The organism is Nonomuraea sp. NPDC046570 (assembly GCF_040645915.1).
Lineage (GTDB): Bacteria > Actinomycetota > Actinomycetes > Streptosporangiales > Streptosporangiaceae > Nonomuraea.
Map to the genome: position 1 here is coordinate 1 of NZ_JBEYZF010000072.1, position 15,549 is coordinate 15,549.

15 protein-coding genes and 1 riboswitch are annotated in these 15,549 nt (G+C 70.6%); of the genes, 6 read left to right on the forward strand and 9 right to left on the reverse strand.

Annotated features, from left to right (window positions below; genetic code table 11):
• The 5 genes from ABZ911_RS41755 to ABZ911_RS41775 form a co-directional block, all read left to right on the forward strand.
• The coding region (locus tag ABZ911_RS41755; RefSeq protein WP_358069789.1) for a thioesterase domain-containing protein at window positions 1–1,167 on the forward strand (1,167 nt) is incomplete at its 5' end.
• Complete coding sequence (locus ABZ911_RS41760) at window positions 1,142–2,431, forward strand: MFS transporter (protein WP_358069792.1); 1,290 nt, start codon at window positions 1,142–1,144, stop codon at window positions 2,429–2,431. The genes ABZ911_RS41755 and ABZ911_RS41760, both read left to right, overlap by 26 nt.
• 2 nt (window positions 2,432–2,433) lie before the next feature.
• Complete coding sequence (locus ABZ911_RS41765; protein ID WP_358069795.1) at window positions 2,434–3,339, forward strand: TauD/TfdA family dioxygenase; 906 nt, start codon at window positions 2,434–2,436, stop codon at window positions 3,337–3,339.
• Window positions 3,340–3,381: 42 nt separating this feature from the next.
• A complete protein-coding gene (locus ABZ911_RS41770) occupies window positions 3,382–3,951 on the forward strand; it encodes a TetR family transcriptional regulator (RefSeq protein ID WP_358069798.1) in 570 nt (189 codons plus the stop codon).
• Between the two features lie 253 nt (window positions 3,952–4,204).
• Complete coding sequence (locus tag ABZ911_RS41775) at window positions 4,205–4,402, forward strand: DUF5999 family protein (RefSeq protein WP_358069801.1); 198 nt, start codon at window positions 4,205–4,207, stop codon at window positions 4,400–4,402.
• 59 nt (window positions 4,403–4,461) lie between these two features.
• On the opposite strand, the gene ABZ911_RS41780 is transcribed toward ABZ911_RS41775, so the two are convergent.
• A complete protein-coding gene (locus ABZ911_RS41780) occupies window positions 4,462–5,067 on the reverse strand; it encodes an alpha/beta family hydrolase (RefSeq protein WP_358069804.1) in 606 nt (201 codons plus the stop codon).
• 82 nt (window positions 5,068–5,149) lie between these two features.
• On the opposite strand from ABZ911_RS41780, the gene ABZ911_RS41785 reads away from it, so the two are divergent.
• The gene (locus tag ABZ911_RS41785) at window positions 5,150–5,500 is read left to right on the forward strand and encodes a hypothetical protein (RefSeq protein ID WP_358069807.1); all 351 of its coding nucleotides are present in this window, start codon (window positions 5,150–5,152) and stop codon (window positions 5,498–5,500) included.
• A gap of 16 nt (window positions 5,501–5,516) precedes the next feature.
• Here ABZ911_RS41785 and ABZ911_RS41790 read toward each other — a convergent pair whose 3' ends face one another.
• The 8 genes from ABZ911_RS41790 to ABZ911_RS41825 form a co-directional block, all read right to left on the reverse strand.
• Window positions 5,517–6,314: a tetratricopeptide repeat protein gene (locus ABZ911_RS41790; protein ID WP_358069810.1), complete on the reverse strand. Its 798-nt coding sequence runs from the start codon at window positions 6,312–6,314 to the stop codon at window positions 5,517–5,519.
• A gap of 75 nt (window positions 6,315–6,389) precedes the next feature.
• Window positions 6,390–9,257 (reverse strand): aminomethyl-transferring glycine dehydrogenase, encoded by a 2,868-nt coding sequence (gcvP, locus tag ABZ911_RS41795; RefSeq protein ID WP_358069813.1) that lies wholly within the window; start codon window positions 9,255–9,257, stop codon window positions 6,390–6,392.
• A gap of 158 nt (window positions 9,258–9,415) precedes the next feature.
• Window positions 9,416–9,508, reverse strand: a riboswitch (glycine riboswitch).
• 46 nt (window positions 9,509–9,554) lie between these two features.
• Window positions 9,555–10,175 (reverse strand): MerR family transcriptional regulator, encoded by a 621-nt coding sequence (locus tag ABZ911_RS41800; protein ID WP_358069816.1) that lies wholly within the window; start codon window positions 10,173–10,175, stop codon window positions 9,555–9,557.
• A 146-nt stretch (window positions 10,176–10,321) separates the two neighbouring features.
• On the reverse strand, window positions 10,322–10,792 hold the full coding sequence (locus tag ABZ911_RS41805) for a bifunctional nuclease family protein (protein WP_358069818.1): 471 nt from the start codon (window positions 10,790–10,792) through the stop codon (window positions 10,322–10,324).
• A gap of 133 nt (window positions 10,793–10,925) precedes the next feature.
• A complete protein-coding gene (locus ABZ911_RS41810) occupies window positions 10,926–11,582 on the reverse strand; it encodes a MerR family transcriptional regulator (RefSeq protein WP_358069821.1) in 657 nt (218 codons plus the stop codon).
• Window positions 11,579–12,091: an FHA domain-containing protein gene (locus tag ABZ911_RS41815; protein WP_358069824.1), complete on the reverse strand. Its 513-nt coding sequence runs from the start codon at window positions 12,089–12,091 to the stop codon at window positions 11,579–11,581. Before ABZ911_RS41815 ends, ABZ911_RS41810 begins: the two co-directional genes overlap by 4 nt.
• Window positions 12,092–12,318: 227 nt before the next feature.
• The gene (locus ABZ911_RS41820) at window positions 12,319–14,814 is read right to left on the reverse strand and encodes a mannose-1-phosphate guanyltransferase (RefSeq protein ID WP_358069827.1); all 2,496 of its coding nucleotides are present in this window, start codon (window positions 14,812–14,814) and stop codon (window positions 12,319–12,321) included.
• 4 nt (window positions 14,815–14,818) lie between these two features.
• Window positions 14,819–15,403, reverse strand: coding sequence for a CDP-alcohol phosphatidyltransferase family protein (locus ABZ911_RS41825; RefSeq protein ID WP_358069830.1), 585 nt, complete (start codon window positions 15,401–15,403; stop codon window positions 14,819–14,821).
• Window positions 15,404–15,549 lie beyond the last annotated feature (146 nt).

The following is a 15,549-nucleotide window of genomic DNA, read 5'->3' on the forward strand; positions in this document are numbered from 1 at the left end:
GACCACATGATCCCCACCACCTACACCCACCTCGACCACCTCCCCACCACCCCCAACGGAAAACTCGACCGCAAAGCCCTCCCCGCCCCACAGGCCGCCGCCCGGCCGTACGAGCCGCCCAGGGACGAGCTCGACCAGCGGCTCGCCACGATCTGGCAGGAGATCCTCGGCGTCGAACGGGTCGGCATCCACGACGACTTCTTCGAGCTCGGCGGGCACTCCCTGCTCGCGCTGCGCCTGGCCATGCGGCTGCGCCAGGAGCTGGACCGGGAGGTGCCGGTGGCGACCGTGCTGGCCGCGCCCACCGTGGAGCTGCTCACCGCGGCGCTGCGGGACGAGGGCGAGGGCCCGCTGTCCAGCGGCCGGGTCGTCCCGCTGCGGACCACGGGCGACCGGCCGCCGCTGTTCCTCGTGCACGCGCTCGGCGGGCAGGTCTTCCGCTACCGGCCACTGGCCCAGCGGCTCGGCGCCGACCAGCCCGTGTACGCGATCCCCGCGCACGGCCTGACCGCGGGTGACGAGGTGCAGACGTCGCTGGAGGAGATGGCCGAGACGTACGCGGGCTACATCCGCGCGGTGCGTCCCGCCGGGCCGTACTTCGTGGGCGGTTTCTGCATCGGCGGGAACATCGCGCTGGAGGTCGCCCGCAGGCTCCGCGAGGCCGGTGAACGGGTGCCGTACGTGTTCCTCGCCTGGTCGTCGGCCGACGAGCCGGTGGTCCGCGACACGCTGGAGGACGACACCGCGCTGATGACGCACGCGCTGGCGGGCAGCCTGGAGTCGGTCGACCCCGCCGAGCTCGGCGAGCTGGACCCGGCCGAGCGGCTGCTGTCGATCGTCAACGCGGCCACCAGGGAGGGCTCCCTCAAGACGGAGACCGACGACCTTGAACAGATCCACCGATACGTGGAGGTGTTCCGGGCCAACGCGCACGCCGTCGGCCGCTACCGGCACGCCCCCTACGACGCCCCCGCCGTCCTGCTCATCCCCGAGGAGGACAACGCCCCGCCCGAGGAGGACTTCGGCTGGCGGGCGGTGATCCCCGGCCTGGAGACGGGGCCGATCCCCGGCGCCCGCTTCAGCTCACTGTACGAACCCTTCGTCTCCCGGACAGCCCTCGAATGGAAGAGGTGGATGGACCGTGGCCTCGGACACGCCGACCACTGATACACCCGCAGCACCCACCGAGCCGCCCCCCAGCCTGTGGAAGCACCGCGACTTCCTCAAGCTGTGGCTCGGCTACACCACCTCGCAGTTCGGCGGGCAGATCACCGTGGTGGCCCTGCCACTGGTGGCCATCGTCGTCCTGCAGGCGACCGAGGCCGAGGTCGGTGTCCTCGGCGCGGTCGGCCGCCTGCCGTTCGTGCTGTTCCTGTTCGCCGGGTTCTGGGCCGACCGGTTCCGCAAGCGGCCCACGATGATCGGCGCCGACATCGGCCGGAGCCTGCTGCTGGGCCTGGTCGTCGTCATGTACATGACCGACACGCTCAACCTGTTCTGGCTGGGCGCGATCTCGTTCCTGTCGGTCGTGCTGTTCGTGTTCTTCGAGACCTCGAACATGTCGCACCTGCCGTTCCTCATCGGCCGCGACCATCTCGGCGAGGGCAACGCCAAGCTGCAGCTCAGCAACTCCGTCGCCAGGATCGCCGGCAACAGCCTCGGGTCGGTGCTGGTCAACGCGTTCGTCGCGGTGTTCGTGCTGATCGTGGACGTGGTGGCGCTGCTCGTCTCGGCCGTCGCCTGCGCGCTGATCCGCAAACCCGAGCCGGTGCCCGACCCCGCGGAGGAGCGGCCGGGCGTGTTCGCCTCCATCGGCGCGGGCCTGCGCTGGGTGTGGATGGAGCCGCTGGTACGGCCGGGCGTCATCGCCGCCGGCTTCTACATGTTCTTCTACACCGGCATCGAGGTGCTGCTGCCGCTGTGGGTCATCGAGGGGCTCGGGCTGGAGCCGTACTGGGTGGGTGTCCTGCTCGCCGTCGGCGGCCCCGGCGCCATCATCGGCTCGCTGCTGGCGGTCAAGACGATGAAGCGGATCGGCATCGGACCCGCCTTCTTCTGGCCCACCGTCGTCGGCAACCTGTCGCTGTTCCTCATCGGTCTGGCCACCGGGCCCAGCTGGCTACTGATCGTCATGATCGGCCTGGCCCAGTTCGTGCTCGGCGTGACCGGGCCGATCGCCATGGTGGCCAGCGGCACGCTCCGCATGGGCGCCACCCCGGACCACATGCAGGGCCGGGTGATCGCCTCGCAGCGGGCCGTCGCGCTCACCCTCGCCCCGGTCGGCGCGCTGGTCACCGGCCTGCTCGCGGCCGGCCTCGGCATGCGTGCGGCCCTGCTGATCTGCGCGGCGGGCGCGATCATCCCGATCATCGTCCTGGCCCTGTCGCCCATCCCCAAGACCATGGGCATGCCCGAACCGCAGGAGCACTGAGTATGGAGAAGATCTCATCGGGCGCGACCACCATCGCGATGCTCGGCGAGGCCGACCGCGAACGCGCCGACGAGCTGCTGCTGGAGCACGGCGCGGTGCTGCTGCGCGGGCTCGGCGTCGGCTCGCCCGCCGACTTCCACCACCTGGTCAGCACCTTCGGCGAGCCGTTCACCGACTACCGCCACGGCAACTCCCCGCGCACCGCCGTGCAGAGCGGGGTGTGGACGTCCACCGAGTACCCCGCCGAGTACGAGATCTCGCTGCACAACGAGCTCTCCTACGCCGGCGCGTGGCCCTCGCGGCTGTTCTTCTACTGCCACCGGGCGCCCGAGAGCGGCGGCGCCACCCCCGTCTCCGACTCCCGCGCGGTGCTCGCCGGCCTGCGGCCCGAGGTGCGCGAGCGGTTCGCCGCCAAAGGCGTCGCCTACCTGCAGAACCTGCACGGCGGGTACGGCCTGGGCAAGTCCTGGCAGGACACCTACGAGACCGCCGACCGGGCCCTGGTGGAGCAGGCGCTCCGGGAGACCGGCGCCGAGTTCCACTGGACCGCCGACGACGAACTGCGGGTACGGCAGGCCCGCCCCGCGACCCGCCGCCACCCCGTCACCGGCGAGGAGGTCTGGTTCAACCAGGCCGAGCAGTGGCATGTCTCCAGCCTGCCCGCCGACGAGGCCGAGGCCCTGCTGGAGATGGCCGAGTCCGACGAGGAACTCCCCCTGCAGGCGACCTACGGCGACGGCGACCCGCTCGACGAGGCCGACCTGAGGCACGTCCGCGAGGTGGCCAAGCTGGGCGAGTGCTCCTTCCCGTGGCAGCAGGGCGACGTCATGATGATCGACAACCTGCTCGTCATGCACGGTCGGCACGCCTACACCGGCGGCAGGCAGGTGATGGTGGCGATGATCTGACCGGCGCGGCGCCCTTTACACAGTAAGGTCAGCCTTGGCAGGATGACCCCCATGCCTGCCAAGCGACCACCGGTCCCACTGTCCCGTGAGCGCATCATCGAGGCCGCGCTGCACATCGCCGACGGCCAGGGCCTGCGCAGGCTGACCATGCGCAGGCTCGGCGACGCCCTGCAGGTGGAGGCGATGGCCATCTACCACCACCTCCCCCGGGGCAAGGAGGCCCTGATGGACGCGCTCGCCGAGCACGTCACGGCCGTCCAGGTCGACCGGGGCCCGACCTGGGAGGACACGGCGAGGGCCTGGTGCAGGGCCAGCCGCGAGGCACTGCGCGAACACCCGGGCGTCCTCGCCCTTGCCCTCACAAAACCCCCTAAAGGGGGTACGGCTATCGCGATAAGGGAACAAACCGAACAACTAGCTGATTCGGGTCTGAATAACGCGGCCAATGCCGTACAGGCCCTCAGAGCCTTCGTCTTCGGTAGTGTCGCCGTGGAGGTCCAGCAGTCCGGCTGGGCGGATCCGGAGACCGACACCTGGATTCGCAGGGACGAGCGAGCCGACGCCGATTTCGAGCGGGGGCTCGACGCGCTCCTCAGGGGCCTGCGGGCGTAAGAGATGGTTTACCGGTCTGACGGCGTGTCGAGGTTGGACCGTTATCTTGCATAAGGCACCCTGTGTCATAGGTCACGCGACCGCGACACAAACCTTGAAGGATCACCCTCCATGACTCCTTCAATCGTCCTAACGGGCTATGTCGGAAAGTGTGACGCACACCGCACACTTACTGGAGAACGCATCACCACCCGAGCCGCTCCCCGACCGTCGATCCGGTGGGAGCCACCCACGAGATATCGGAGGCACGCCGATGTGCCCGCACGACCCGGCCTGTCCGTCAGCCGAGGGGCCCGACCGCGAGGCCGCACGCACCCTGGCGGCCCATCCCGAGCAGGGATGGAGCCTTCTGTGCAACGGAGTGGTCCTGTTCGAGGACACCGGTGAGCTGCTTCCCAGCGGCACCGTGATCGCCCCGCACCGGCCGTACCCGCTCGTCGGCGCGGCCTGACGCGCTCGCACGTCCACGGGCGGCAGCACAGGGGCTCGGCAGCGAGCCCCGCACCGTGATCAGCGTGACGGGGCTCCACGAAACCGCGCGATCCACTCGGCGACCACCTCGCCCACCCTGGCGGGGTCCTTCTTCAGGTCATGTCCCTCCCCCGGCAGCACAACCAGGCGTGCCGCGTCGGCCGGGTCGGGCACCCCGAACGGATCCCTGTCGCCGCTGACCACGAGCACGTCCACGCCTGCCCCGCGCAGCTCGTCGGCCCGGGACTTCTCCGGCCTGCCCGGCGGGTGCAGCGGAAAGGCCAGCGCCACCACGCCCCGCGCCCCGACCGCCACCGCCGTACGGCAGGCGACCCTGGCGCCGTTGCTCCGCCCGCCCTGCACCAGCGGCAGGTCCGGCCAACGTTCGCGCAGCGCGGCCAGCACCACCGTCCACGCCTCGTCCTGACGGGCCGGCGACCCCGGCGCCCGCGCCCCCGCCACCCTGAACGGCTGCAGCACCCTGGCCACCGTGGCGCCGCCCTTCGTCGCCGCGTCGCGCACCGCCAGCAGATCGGGCGCGTCGACTCCGCCGGCCGAGCCGTGCGTGAGCACCAGCAGCAGCTCGGGCCGCGCCACCTCGTCCACCTCGACCAGGGCGGGACCGCGCGGGGTGATGACCTCCATGCGGAAAACGGTACCTGCGGAGGATCGCGGTCCGGCACTCCAGGCCGATGGCGGCGCGTCGCTCGCCTGCGACAATGAGGGGATGCCAGAGAGAGATTCCCTCCGCGAGGACCTGCACGCGACCCTCGACGCGCGCCGCGAACTCGGTCCCGAGTACGAGGCCGCGCTGGTCGAGTCGTTCGTGGCGCGGCTGGACGAGACGATCGCGACGCGCGTGCGCGGCGAACTCGAAGGGTACGGCCACCGCCCGCCCGCCAAGACCAAGAGCGCCGGCGCGGTCATGGTCCCGATCGCGCTGGGATCGTTGGGCATCGGCATTCCGCTGACCGGCATCGGGGCCGGCACGGCCGGATTCGACGGACTGCTCCTCGTCTGGGTCGGCATCGTGGTGATCAACCTGGCCGCCGCCGCCGCGATCTTCCGCCGCCCCTGACGGCGGGGCCCCGCCGTCAGGCGTCGCGGTCCAGGCGGAGGCGGACCTCGGTGGCGAGGGTGTCGTCGGGGTGGTCCAGGCCGTAGGCCCACACGCGCTCGGCGTCGTCGGCGCGCCCGCGCAGCGGCAGCGTGCGGGCCAGCAACTCGATGGACAGCGCCACCGTCTGGGGTTCCTCCCCCTCCTCCACCGCCCCCGCGAACTCCCCGCAGGCCAGCTCCAGGTGGGCGATGCCGAGCAGCACCCGCAGCCGCCCCACGGCGGCCCCCTTGGCGCCCGCCAGCGCCTCCAGCAGCACCTCGGCCGCCTCCCCGGGCTCACCCTGGTCCAGCAGCAGCTCGGCCAGCTCCTGCGCGGCCCTCGGCCCCAGCTCGGGATCGCCGACGGAGATCGCCGCGCGCAGCTCCCGCTCGGCGTCCAGCAACTCGCCCTGCTGAGTGGACAGCCTGGCCAGCGCCAGATGCGCCAGTGGCAGGTAGGTGACGGTGCCCACGCCCAGCACCGCCTGCCAGGCGGCCCTGGCCTGGTCGGTCGCGCCCTCCCGCTCGAAGCCGCGAGCCAGGTGGCAGGCGGCCTGGGCGGCGTACTCGGGATGGCCGCTGGCCAGCGCCGCGCGGGCGGCGGCCCTGGCTCCGGCCAGGTCGCCGCGCTCCTGTAGCACCACGGCCAGGCCGACGGCCGCCTGCGCGGCGTCCGGACCGGCGGGGTCGGCGGACAGCTTCATGAAGATGGCCGCCGCGCGGTCGAGATCTCCGGTCTCGGCCAGGCGCCGGGCGGTGTCCAGGGATGAGGTGTCGAGCTCTGGGGACGTCAACAAGGCTCCTTAGACGACAATCGCCCCGAGCCTAACGACTCGGGGCGATCACGTCTGCCGACATGCCAGGGAAGGTCAGTCCTCGTAGGCGGAAAGCGGCGGGCAGGCGCAGACCAGGTTGCGGTCGCCGTACGCCTGGTCGATGCGGCGCACCGGCGAGAAGTACTTGCCGTCGCGCAGGGCGGGCACCGGGTAGGCGGCCTCGGTGCGGTTGTAGGGGTGGCTCCACTCGTCGGCGACCAGCGAGTCGGCCGTGTGCGGCGCGTTGCGCAGCGGGTTGTCGGTGCGGTCGTAGTCCCCCGCGGCGACCTTGGCGATCTCGCCCCTGATCGCGATCATGGCGTCGACGAAGCGGTCCAGCTCGGCGATGTCCTCGCTCTCGGTCGGCTCGATCATCAGCGTGCCCGCGACCGGGAAGGACATGGTCGGGGCGTGGAAACCGTAGTCGATGAGCCGCTTGGCGACGTCGTCGACGGAGACGCCGGTCTCCTTGGTGATCTGGCGCAGGTCGATGATGCACTCGTGGGCGACCAGGCCGCCGCGCCCGGTGTACAGCACCGGGTAGTGCGGGGCGAGCCTGCGGGCCAGGTAGTTGGCCGACAGGATGGCCTGCTCGGTGGCGGCGCGCAGGCCGTCGGAGCCCATCATCCGGATGTAGGCCCAGGAGATCGGCAGGATGCCGGCCGAGCCGTACGGCGCCGCGGACACGGGCCCGACGGGGCCGCCGTCGCGCAGCGGGTGGCCGGGCAGGTACTCGGCCAGGTGGGCGCGGACCGCGACCGGGCCGACGCCGGGGCCGCCGCCGCCGTGCGGGATGCAGAAGGTCTTGTGCAGGTTGAGGTGCGACACGTCCGCGCCGAACTCGCCCGGCTTGGCCAGGCCGACCAGCGCGTTGAGGTTGGCGCCGTCGACGTAGACCTGCCCGCCCGCCTCGTGCACCCTGGCGCACACCTCGGTGATCGCCTCCTCGTACACGCCGTGCGTGGACGGGTACGTCACCATGATCGCGGCGAGCTGGTCGCGATGCTTGTCGATCTTGGCGTTGAGGTCGTCGAGGTCCACGTTGCCGTCGTCGTCGCAGGCCACGACCACCACGCGCATGCCCGCCATGACGGCGCTGGCGGCGTTGGTGCCGTGCGCCGAGGACGGGATGAGGCACACCTCGCGGCCGAGGTCGCCGTTGGCGCGGTGGTAGGCGCGGATCGCCAGCAGCCCGGCGAACTCGCCCTGCGAGCCGGCGTTCGGCTGGATGGAGACGGCGTCGTAGCCGGTCACCTCGGCCAGCCAGCCCTCCAGGCCCTTGATCAGCTCCAGGTAGCCGGCCGCCTGCTCCTCGGGGGCGTAGGGGTGGATCGCGGCGAACTCCGGCCAGGTGATGGGCTCCATCTCGGTGGTCGCGTTGAGCTTCATCGTGCACGAGCCCAGCGGGATCATCGACCGGTCGAGCGCGATGTCCTTGTCCTGGAGCCTGCGCAGGTAGCGCAGCAGCGCGGTCTCGGAGCGGTGGGTGTGGAAGACCGGGTGGGTCAGGTAGTCGCTCTCGCGCAGCAGCGCACTCGGCAGCGCCCCCAGACCGCTGCGCTCGGCCAGACCGGCGAGGGCGGGGACGTCCTGCTCGGCGCCGAAGGACAGGACGACCTGCTCGACGTGCGCGAGCTCGGTCTTCTCGTCGCAGGAGATCGAGACGTGGTCGGCGTCGGCGAGGTGCAGGTTGACACCCCGGGCGGCAGCCTCGGCGACGACCTCGGCGGCCCGGCCTGGGACACGGGCCAGGACGGTGTCGAAGAACGTCTCGTGCACGACGGGCACGCCCCGCTCGCGCAGCGCCTCGGCCAGCGTCACGGCCAGGCGGTGGGTGCGCAGCGCGATGCGGCGCAGACCGTCGGGGCCGTGGTAGACGGCGTACATCCCGGCGATGACGGCCAGCAGCACCTGCGCGGTGCAGATGTTGCTGGTGGCCTTCTCGCGGCGGATGTGCTGCTCGCGGGTCTGCAGGGCGAGCCGGTAGGCGGGGTCGCCGTCGGCGTCCACCGAGACGCCCACCAGGCGGCCGGGCATCTGCCGCTGCAGGCCCTCGCGGACGGCCATGAAGGCGGCGTGCGGGCCACCGAAGCCGAACGGCACGCCGAAGCGCTGGGAGGAGCCGATCGCGATGTCGGCGCCGAGCTCGCCCGGCGCGGCGATCAGCGTGAGCGCCAGCAGGTCGGCCGCGGCCACCACGAGCGCGCCCGCGGCGTGCGCCCGCTCGGCGACGGCGCCGAAGTGGCGGATCTGGCCGCTCGCGCCCGGGTACTGCACCAGCACGCCGAAGCACTCGGGCAGCTCGCCGGTCAGGTCGCTCTCCACCAGCGTGATGCCCAGCGGCTCGGCCCTGGTGGCGAGCACGGCCTTGGTCTGGGGCAGGGCGTCGGCGTCGACGACGAACACGTCGCTCTTGGACCGGCCCGCCCGGCGCGCCAGGGTCATGGCCTCGGCGGCGGCCGTGGCCTCGTCGAGGAGGGAGGCGCCGGCGACGTCGAGGCCGGTGAGGTCGGAGACGACCGTCTGGAAGTTGAGCAGCGCCTCCAGGCGGCCCTGCGAGATCTCCGGCTGGTAGGGCGTGTAGGCGGTGTACCAGCCGGGGTTCTCCAGCAGGTTGCGCCTGATCACCGCGGGGGTGATCGTGTCGTAGTAGCCGAGGCCGATCATCGAGGTCATCACCTGGTTGCGGCCGGCCAGGGCGCGCAGTTCGGCGATGGCCTCGGTCTCGCTGGCCGCCGCGGGCAGCTTGAGCAGGTCCTTGACCCTGATGGACTCGGGCACGGCGACGGCCACGAGGTCGGCGACGGACTCGAAGCCCACCGTCTCGAGCATCTTCTGCTGCTCGGCGTCGGAGGGGCCGATGTGGCGCGTCGCGAACGGAGGGGCAGTGAGATCACTGAGGGGTGACGACAGGTCGGTCATGAACGGTGCCTCCCGAGGCTTGGAGACCGGCGCCAGGGCGCGGGCGTATGCCGGATCTCCCCCTCTGTCATCTCGACCTGAGAGCTTCACCCCCGGGATCGGGGGCTTGCACCGTCGGTGAGACGCGCCTGGCGGGCGCACCTGCTTTCCAGAGTTGCCTCACCCGAGCGGTACAGGATGCCTGAGAGATTCCGGGGAGGGTTGCTCCTTCGGCGCCCCGGGCCTGCCGGGGACTCTCCCGCACGGGGTCGTCGGCTTTCAGGTCAAGGTTACCGCCAGCCGCGAGGGCGGTGGAAACTAGCCCGTGCGTCGTGCACGCCGCCGCTGGGCCAGCTCGTCAGCGGGATGGTCGGCCGGGACCTCGTCCTCGACCGCCGCGCGTTCCCCCGGCAGCTCCGCGAGGGAGCCCTCGACCTCACGCCAGACCCGGCCCAGGGCGATGCCGAACACGCCCTGACCGCCCTGAAGCAGGTCGATGACCTCGTCGGCGGAGGTGCACTCGTACACGCTCACGCCGTCGCTCATCAGCGTGATCTGCGCCAGGTCACCGACCCCGCGCTCACGCAGATGGTGTACGGCGGTGCGGATCTGCTGGAGCGAGACGCCGGTGTCGAGAAGGCGCTTGACCACCTTGAGCACCAGGATGTCGCGGAAGCTGTAGAGCCGCTGGGAGCCGGAGCCCTGCGCGGCTCTTATCGTCGGTTCGACCAGGCCGGTCCTGGCCCAGTAGTCGAGCTGCCGGTAGGTGATGCCGGCCGCAGAGCAGGCCGTCGGGCCTCGATAGCCGATGTCACCAGGCAGCGTCGCAGGCTGCTCGTCAAAGAGCAGACCCTGCTCACCGGCACGCTGCCGCGCACTCTCGCGCGGCACCGGATCTTCCTGGCCGGCCGTCTTTCCCTCGCCGCTGCTGACCGCCACGCGGACCTCCGGCTTTCTCTCATCCCGCGGTCTGATCTGGGGGTTCGTCAAGGGCAACCACGGGTTTCACTTGCACCGTAGGACCGTGAACAATCTCAGTCAACGATCCCGCCCGGCGCGTCGTGAAGCGTAAATGGAGTGAATTGCTACCCCGCGCGACCGAAGTCTTCGGGCGTGATCTTGTCAAGGAACTCGCGGAACTTCTCCACTTCGTCCTCCTGATCGTCAGGGATCAGCACCCCCGCCTCCTGGACGACCTCCTCGCTGGCGAAGATGCGCGCCCCGGTTCGCAGGGCGAGCGCGATCGAGTCCGACGGACGGGCACTGACCTCCACGCCGTTGGAGAACACCAGGTCGGCGAAGAAGATCCCGTCACGCAGGGCGACGATGTTGACGGCTCGCAGTCCCACGCCGAGAGCGCTGAGCACGTCCCTGAAAAGATCGTGGGTCAGCGGCCGCGGCGGCGGCTCGTCCGCCTGGGCGAGCGCGATGGCGGTGGCTTCGGCCATGCCAATCCAGATGGGCAGAAATCGCTCGCCGTGCGCCTCCTTCAGCAGAACAATCGGCTGATTAGTGGGCATTTCTACCCGAACACCCACGACCTCCATCTGCAACACGGGCTGCTCCGAATTCGACTGGCCGGAGGCCCGCGGGCACCCGGGCTCGGCACGGCAATAGTTTGACCACTTCCGCAATTCAACGTAACACCCGCGGAGCCTGCAATGTCCGGGCGGCCCCGTTAGCGGCGGATCAGCGGCCCAGGACGTCCCTCACCCCGGCGCGCAGCAGGGCGGCGTGCAGCTCCAGGAGCGTGCCTGACAGCTCCCTGGCCACTTCGTCGGCCTCCCCCACGGCCCCGGGCCTCCGGCGCTTCAGAATGGGCGCCACGCTCTGCTCGATCAGCCCCGCCTCGCGCTCGGCCGCCGCCTTGACCGCCCGCAGATGCCGGGCCCGCAGCCCGAACCTGGCCATCGCGCCCACGCTGCGCGCGATGACGAGGGCGTCGGCGTCGTAGCGCCTGGCCACCGGGTTCAGCAGGCCGTAGTCCTCCAGTTCGCCGAGGGTCTCCTCGTCCAGACCGCTCTCGCGCAGCAGCTCCGCGCGGCTGAAGCGGACCTCCTCCTTGACCTCGGGAAGAGCCCGCGGACGGCCGAGCGCCTCGGCCATCTTGTCCTTGATCACCCGCAGCGGCAGGTAGTGGTCGCGCTGCTCGGTGAGGATGTACCGCAGTTGCTCCACGTGCATGTGGGTGAACTTGCGGTAGCCCGAGGGGCTGCGTTCGGGTTCGATCAGGCCCTCGCCCTCCAAGAACCTGATCTTGGAGATGGTGACGTCGGGGAACTCGCCCTGCAACAGGGCGAGCACCTCCCCGATGCTCATGTGCGAGCGTGCCGCCTGCGAGCTCATGCGCCTGCTGAGCTCCGCATGAGGAAGACAAGCCGGAACTTGCCGATCTGCACCTCGTCCCCGGCGTGCAGGGGGACCTCCTCGATGCGCTCCCTGTTGACGTAGGTGCCGTTGAGGCTGCCCACGTCGCGCACGGTGAACTGGCCGCCGGGACGGCGGTAGAACTCCACGTGCCGGCGCGAGACCGTGATGTCGTCGAGGAAGATGTCGCTCTCGGGGTGCCGCCCGGTCGTGGTGAGGTCCTTGTCGAGCAGGAAACGGCTGCCCGCGTTGGGACCGCGCATCACGATGAGCAGCGCGGTGCCGGGACGCAGGTTCTCGACCGCGGCCCGCTCGGCGAGAAGCATCTCACCGGTCTCCGCCTCATACGCCTCGATTCCCGCGACGGAGATCGTCGACGTGGTGTCCCCTGAGACCTCTGTCCTGGTCAGCGGTGACCCACAGCGGGAGCAGAAACGGGCATCCTCGGGGTTGGCATGACCGCACTGCGTGCAGTAGACGCTCGGCATCGATCGGCTCGGCCTCCTACCGCGAAGACGCGGCAACGGTGCTCAGGGCGCGCCTCGCTTCTTCGCTTCTCAAGTTGTGGTGCTACGGATGCGAAGGACGCAACCTACGCTGATGAGACGCAAAGGTCAAGGCGAGGCGCTCGACGGTGGGTTCGGACGGTGACAAAGTTACCGCCGAGCAACCCCCAAGGTCCATGCCGCCGCGCCTGTTTGTGCGGCGGTGTTCGTCACGTTCCGGCCGCGCGCTCGACCACGCGCGCCCAGTGTTCGAGCAGTGCCTGTGCGGAGTCGACGTCCTGGGCCTCGGCCCACAGGCCGGTGACCGGCTCCGCGGCGGCCGGCAGGATCAGCACCCAGGCGCCGTCCTCGCCCACCACCCGCACCCCGTCGGCGGTGTCGACCTGGTAGCCCTCGGCGGCCTCGATCACCGAGCGCATCACCGCGCCCTTGGCCGACCACGGCGTCGGCACGGTCCGCTTGAGCAGCCTGGCCTCGGGGATCCTGGCGTCGATCTGGCTGAGCGACAGGCGGGTGCGGGCGACCAGGCCGAGCAGCCGCATGAAGGCGGCCAGGCCGTCGACGGTCGCGGCGAACTCCGGGACGACGAACCCGCCCCTGCCGTCGCCCGCGAAGATCATGTTCGGGCTCCTCGCGGCCGTGGTCAGCGCGTCGAGCGAGGTGGGGGTCCACTGCACCTGTACGCCGTGGAAGCGGCAGACCTGCTCGGCCACCCTGGTCGTGGTGACCGGCAGCGCCACGCGACCGCGCCGCCGCTCGGCCGCGACCAGGTCGAGCACCACCAGCAGCGCCCGCTCCTCACCGATGAGCTGGCCCTTCTCGTCCACCAGGGCGATCCGCTCGCCCACCGGGTCGAACCTGACGCCGAAGGCCGCCCTGGAGGAGCCGACCAGCTCGGCCAGGCGCTGCAGGTCGCGGCGGCGCTCGGCGAACGTCTCGGTCGGCGAGGAGTCGTCGAGGCGGGCGTTGACGGTGAGCACGTCGACGCCGACCCGGCCGAGCAGTGTGGGCAGCACCAGCGAGGAGGTGCCGCCCGCGCAGTCGACGACCACCTTCATGTCCCGTACGCCGCTCATGTCGACGCAGCGCAGCAGCTCGTGCGCGTAGTCCTCGACCGCCCTGGCGGGGAAGCTCAGCTCGGCGATCTCGCCGGGGAAGGCCCGGCGGAACTCCTGGCGGGAGAAGACCCGCTCCAGCTTGCGCTGCGCCGACGGGGCCAGGTCCGCGCCCTGGGCGTCCATGAACACGATGTCGGCGCTCTGCGGGTCGCCGGCGGTGGTGCGCAGGGCGATGCCGCCGGCGATCTGCTTGCGGGTGGTGTGGAAGCGGGCCAGGGGCAGCGGGGCCGCCTCCAGGTCGAGCACGTCGATGGCGCTGGCGGTGAGGGCGCTGATCACCGCGCGTTTCAGCGCCCTGGCCGCGCGGGAGGAGTCGCGCGAGGTGACGACCGAGGCGCCCTTCTTCAGCGAGGTGGCGTAGGCGCTGGCCAGCCGTACGCACAGTTCGGGGGTGATCTCCACGTTGACCAGGCCGCTGACCCCGCGCGGGCCGAACAGGCTGCGCTGGCCGCGCGACTCCCAGATGACGCTGGTGTTGACCACCGCGCCGGCCTCGATGGTCTTGAACGGGTAGACCCGCACGCCGCTGGAGACGTACGCCTCGGCCTCGATGATGCACTCGTCGCCGATGACGGCGTTCTCCTCGACCCGGGCGCCGGTCATCAGGTCGCTGTTCTTGCCGATGACGCAGCCGCGCAGGTGCGCGCCGGGGCCGATGTAGACGTTGTCGTGGACGACCGCCCGGTGCAGGAACGCCCCCTCGCGGACGACCGCGTTGCTGCCCAGGACGGTGTACTCGCGCAGTTCGGCGCCCGCCTCGATCTTGGCGTAGTCGCCGATGAGCAGAGGGCCTTTGAGGACGGCGTCGGGGTCGACGGAGGCGTTCTCGGCCACCCACACGCCCGGGGAGAGCTCGAAGCCGCCCAGGTCCACCTTCACCCGGCCGGACAGGGCGTCTGCCTGGGCCTTGAGGTAGCTCTCGTGGGTGCCGACGTCCTCCCAGTAGCCGTCGGCGACGTAGCCGTAGATGGGGGCGCCGCGTTCCAGCAGGCGGGGGAAGACGTCGGCCGACCAGTCGACCTGCTCGTGGTCGGCGACCTCGGCGAGGATCTCCGGCTCCATCACGTAGACGCCGGTGTTGACGGTGTCGGAGAAGACCTGGCCCCAGGTGGGCTTCTCCAGGAAGCGCTGCACCCGGCCGTGGTCGTCGACGATGATGATGCCGAACTCCAGGGGGTTGGGCACGCGCTTCAGGCAGATGGTGACGAGGGCGCCGTTCTCCCGGTGGAAGCGGATCATGTTCGATAAGTCGATGTCGGTGAGGGCGTCGCCGGAGATCACCAGGAACCTGTCGTCGCGCAGGCGGTCGGCGGCGTTCTTGACGCTGCCCGCCGTACCCAGGGGGAGGTCCTCGGTGGCGTAGTGCAGGCTCATGCCGAGTTCGTCGCCGTCGCCGAAGTAGTTGCGCACGAGCGCGGCCAGGAACTGGACGGTGACCACGGTCTCGGTCAGGCGGTGGCGCCTGAGCAGCCGCAGGACGTGCTCCATGATCGGCCGGTTGGCCACGGGGAGCAGGGGTTTGGGCTGGTTGGCAGTCATCGGTCGCAGCCGAGTGCCCTCCCCGCCCGCCATGACGACCGCCTTCAAGGGATCACTCCTTCTTCGCCGCGGCTACGAGCTGGCGCACCTGTACCACATACAGCACCCCCGCCCACCAGTACAGGCCCGTACCCCAGATGGTGAAGGCCCAGCCGATGACCTGGGTAAAACCGGCATACCAGGCACCGGCGTGTGAAGCCAGGAAAAGCAGGGGGAAGGCGTACATCAGGTTGGCCATGGCGGCCTTGCCCAGGAAATGCACGGGAAGTGCCTTGTAGCCGTACCTGCGGAGCACGGGGAAGAAACAGCCGACGAAGAGCTCGCGGGCCAGGATGATCGCCACCAGCCACCACGGGATGACCTCGCGCAGCACCAGCCCGAGCAGGGTGGCGAAGACGTAGAGCTTGTCCGCGGCCGGATCGATGATGCGGCCCAGCTTGCTGGTCTGGTTCCAGGCGCGAGCGATCTTCCCGTCCAGCCAGTCGGTGAACCCGGCCACCATGAGCAGCGCGATGGCCCAGCCGTCCGCCTTCGGCCCCAGAACCAGCCAGAGGAACACGGGGACGCCGAGGAGACGCAGGAAGCTCAGCAGGTTCGGAACCGTCCAGATCCGGTCCTCCGCGGAAGTTTCACTCACGCTGCGACCCTACTGTGTCCGATTCGCCGAACGCGTGGCCGCTAGATCCGATCTAGGTGACTGGTGTTAAGCGGGTCATTTGGGAGTGTGATGGTCCTGGGTGACCCGCTCAGGGCTGCTGCCCTGGACCGGGATGCCATTGCGGT

Excerpts from the sequence above, each read along its gene's own strand:
- ABZ911_RS41765 (WP_358069795.1), top strand. The coding sequence starts at position 2,434 with ATGGAGAAGATCTCATCGGGCGCGACCACCATCGCGATGCTCGGCGAG.
- ABZ911_RS41770 (WP_358069798.1), top strand. The coding sequence starts at position 3,382 with ATGACCCCCATGCCTGCCAAGCGACCACCGGTCCCACTGTCCCGTGAG.
- ABZ911_RS41775 (WP_358069801.1), top strand. The coding sequence starts at position 4,205 with ATGTGCCCGCACGACCCGGCCTGTCCGTCAGCCGAGGGGCCCGACCGC.
- ABZ911_RS41780 (WP_358069804.1), bottom strand. The coding sequence starts at position 5,067 with ATGGAGGTCATCACCCCGCGCGGTCCCGCCCTGGTCGAGGTGGACGAG.
- ABZ911_RS41785 (WP_358069807.1), top strand. The coding sequence starts at position 5,150 with ATGCCAGAGAGAGATTCCCTCCGCGAGGACCTGCACGCGACCCTCGAC.
- gcvP (WP_358069813.1), bottom strand. The coding sequence starts at position 9,257 with ATGACCGACCTGTCGTCACCCCTCAGTGATCTCACTGCCCCTCCGTTC.
- ABZ911_RS41810 (WP_358069821.1), bottom strand. The coding sequence starts at position 11,582 with ATGAGCTCGCAGGCGGCACGCTCGCACATGAGCATCGGGGAGGTGCTC.
- ABZ911_RS41815 (WP_358069824.1), bottom strand. The coding sequence starts at position 12,091 with ATGCCGAGCGTCTACTGCACGCAGTGCGGTCATGCCAACCCCGAGGAT.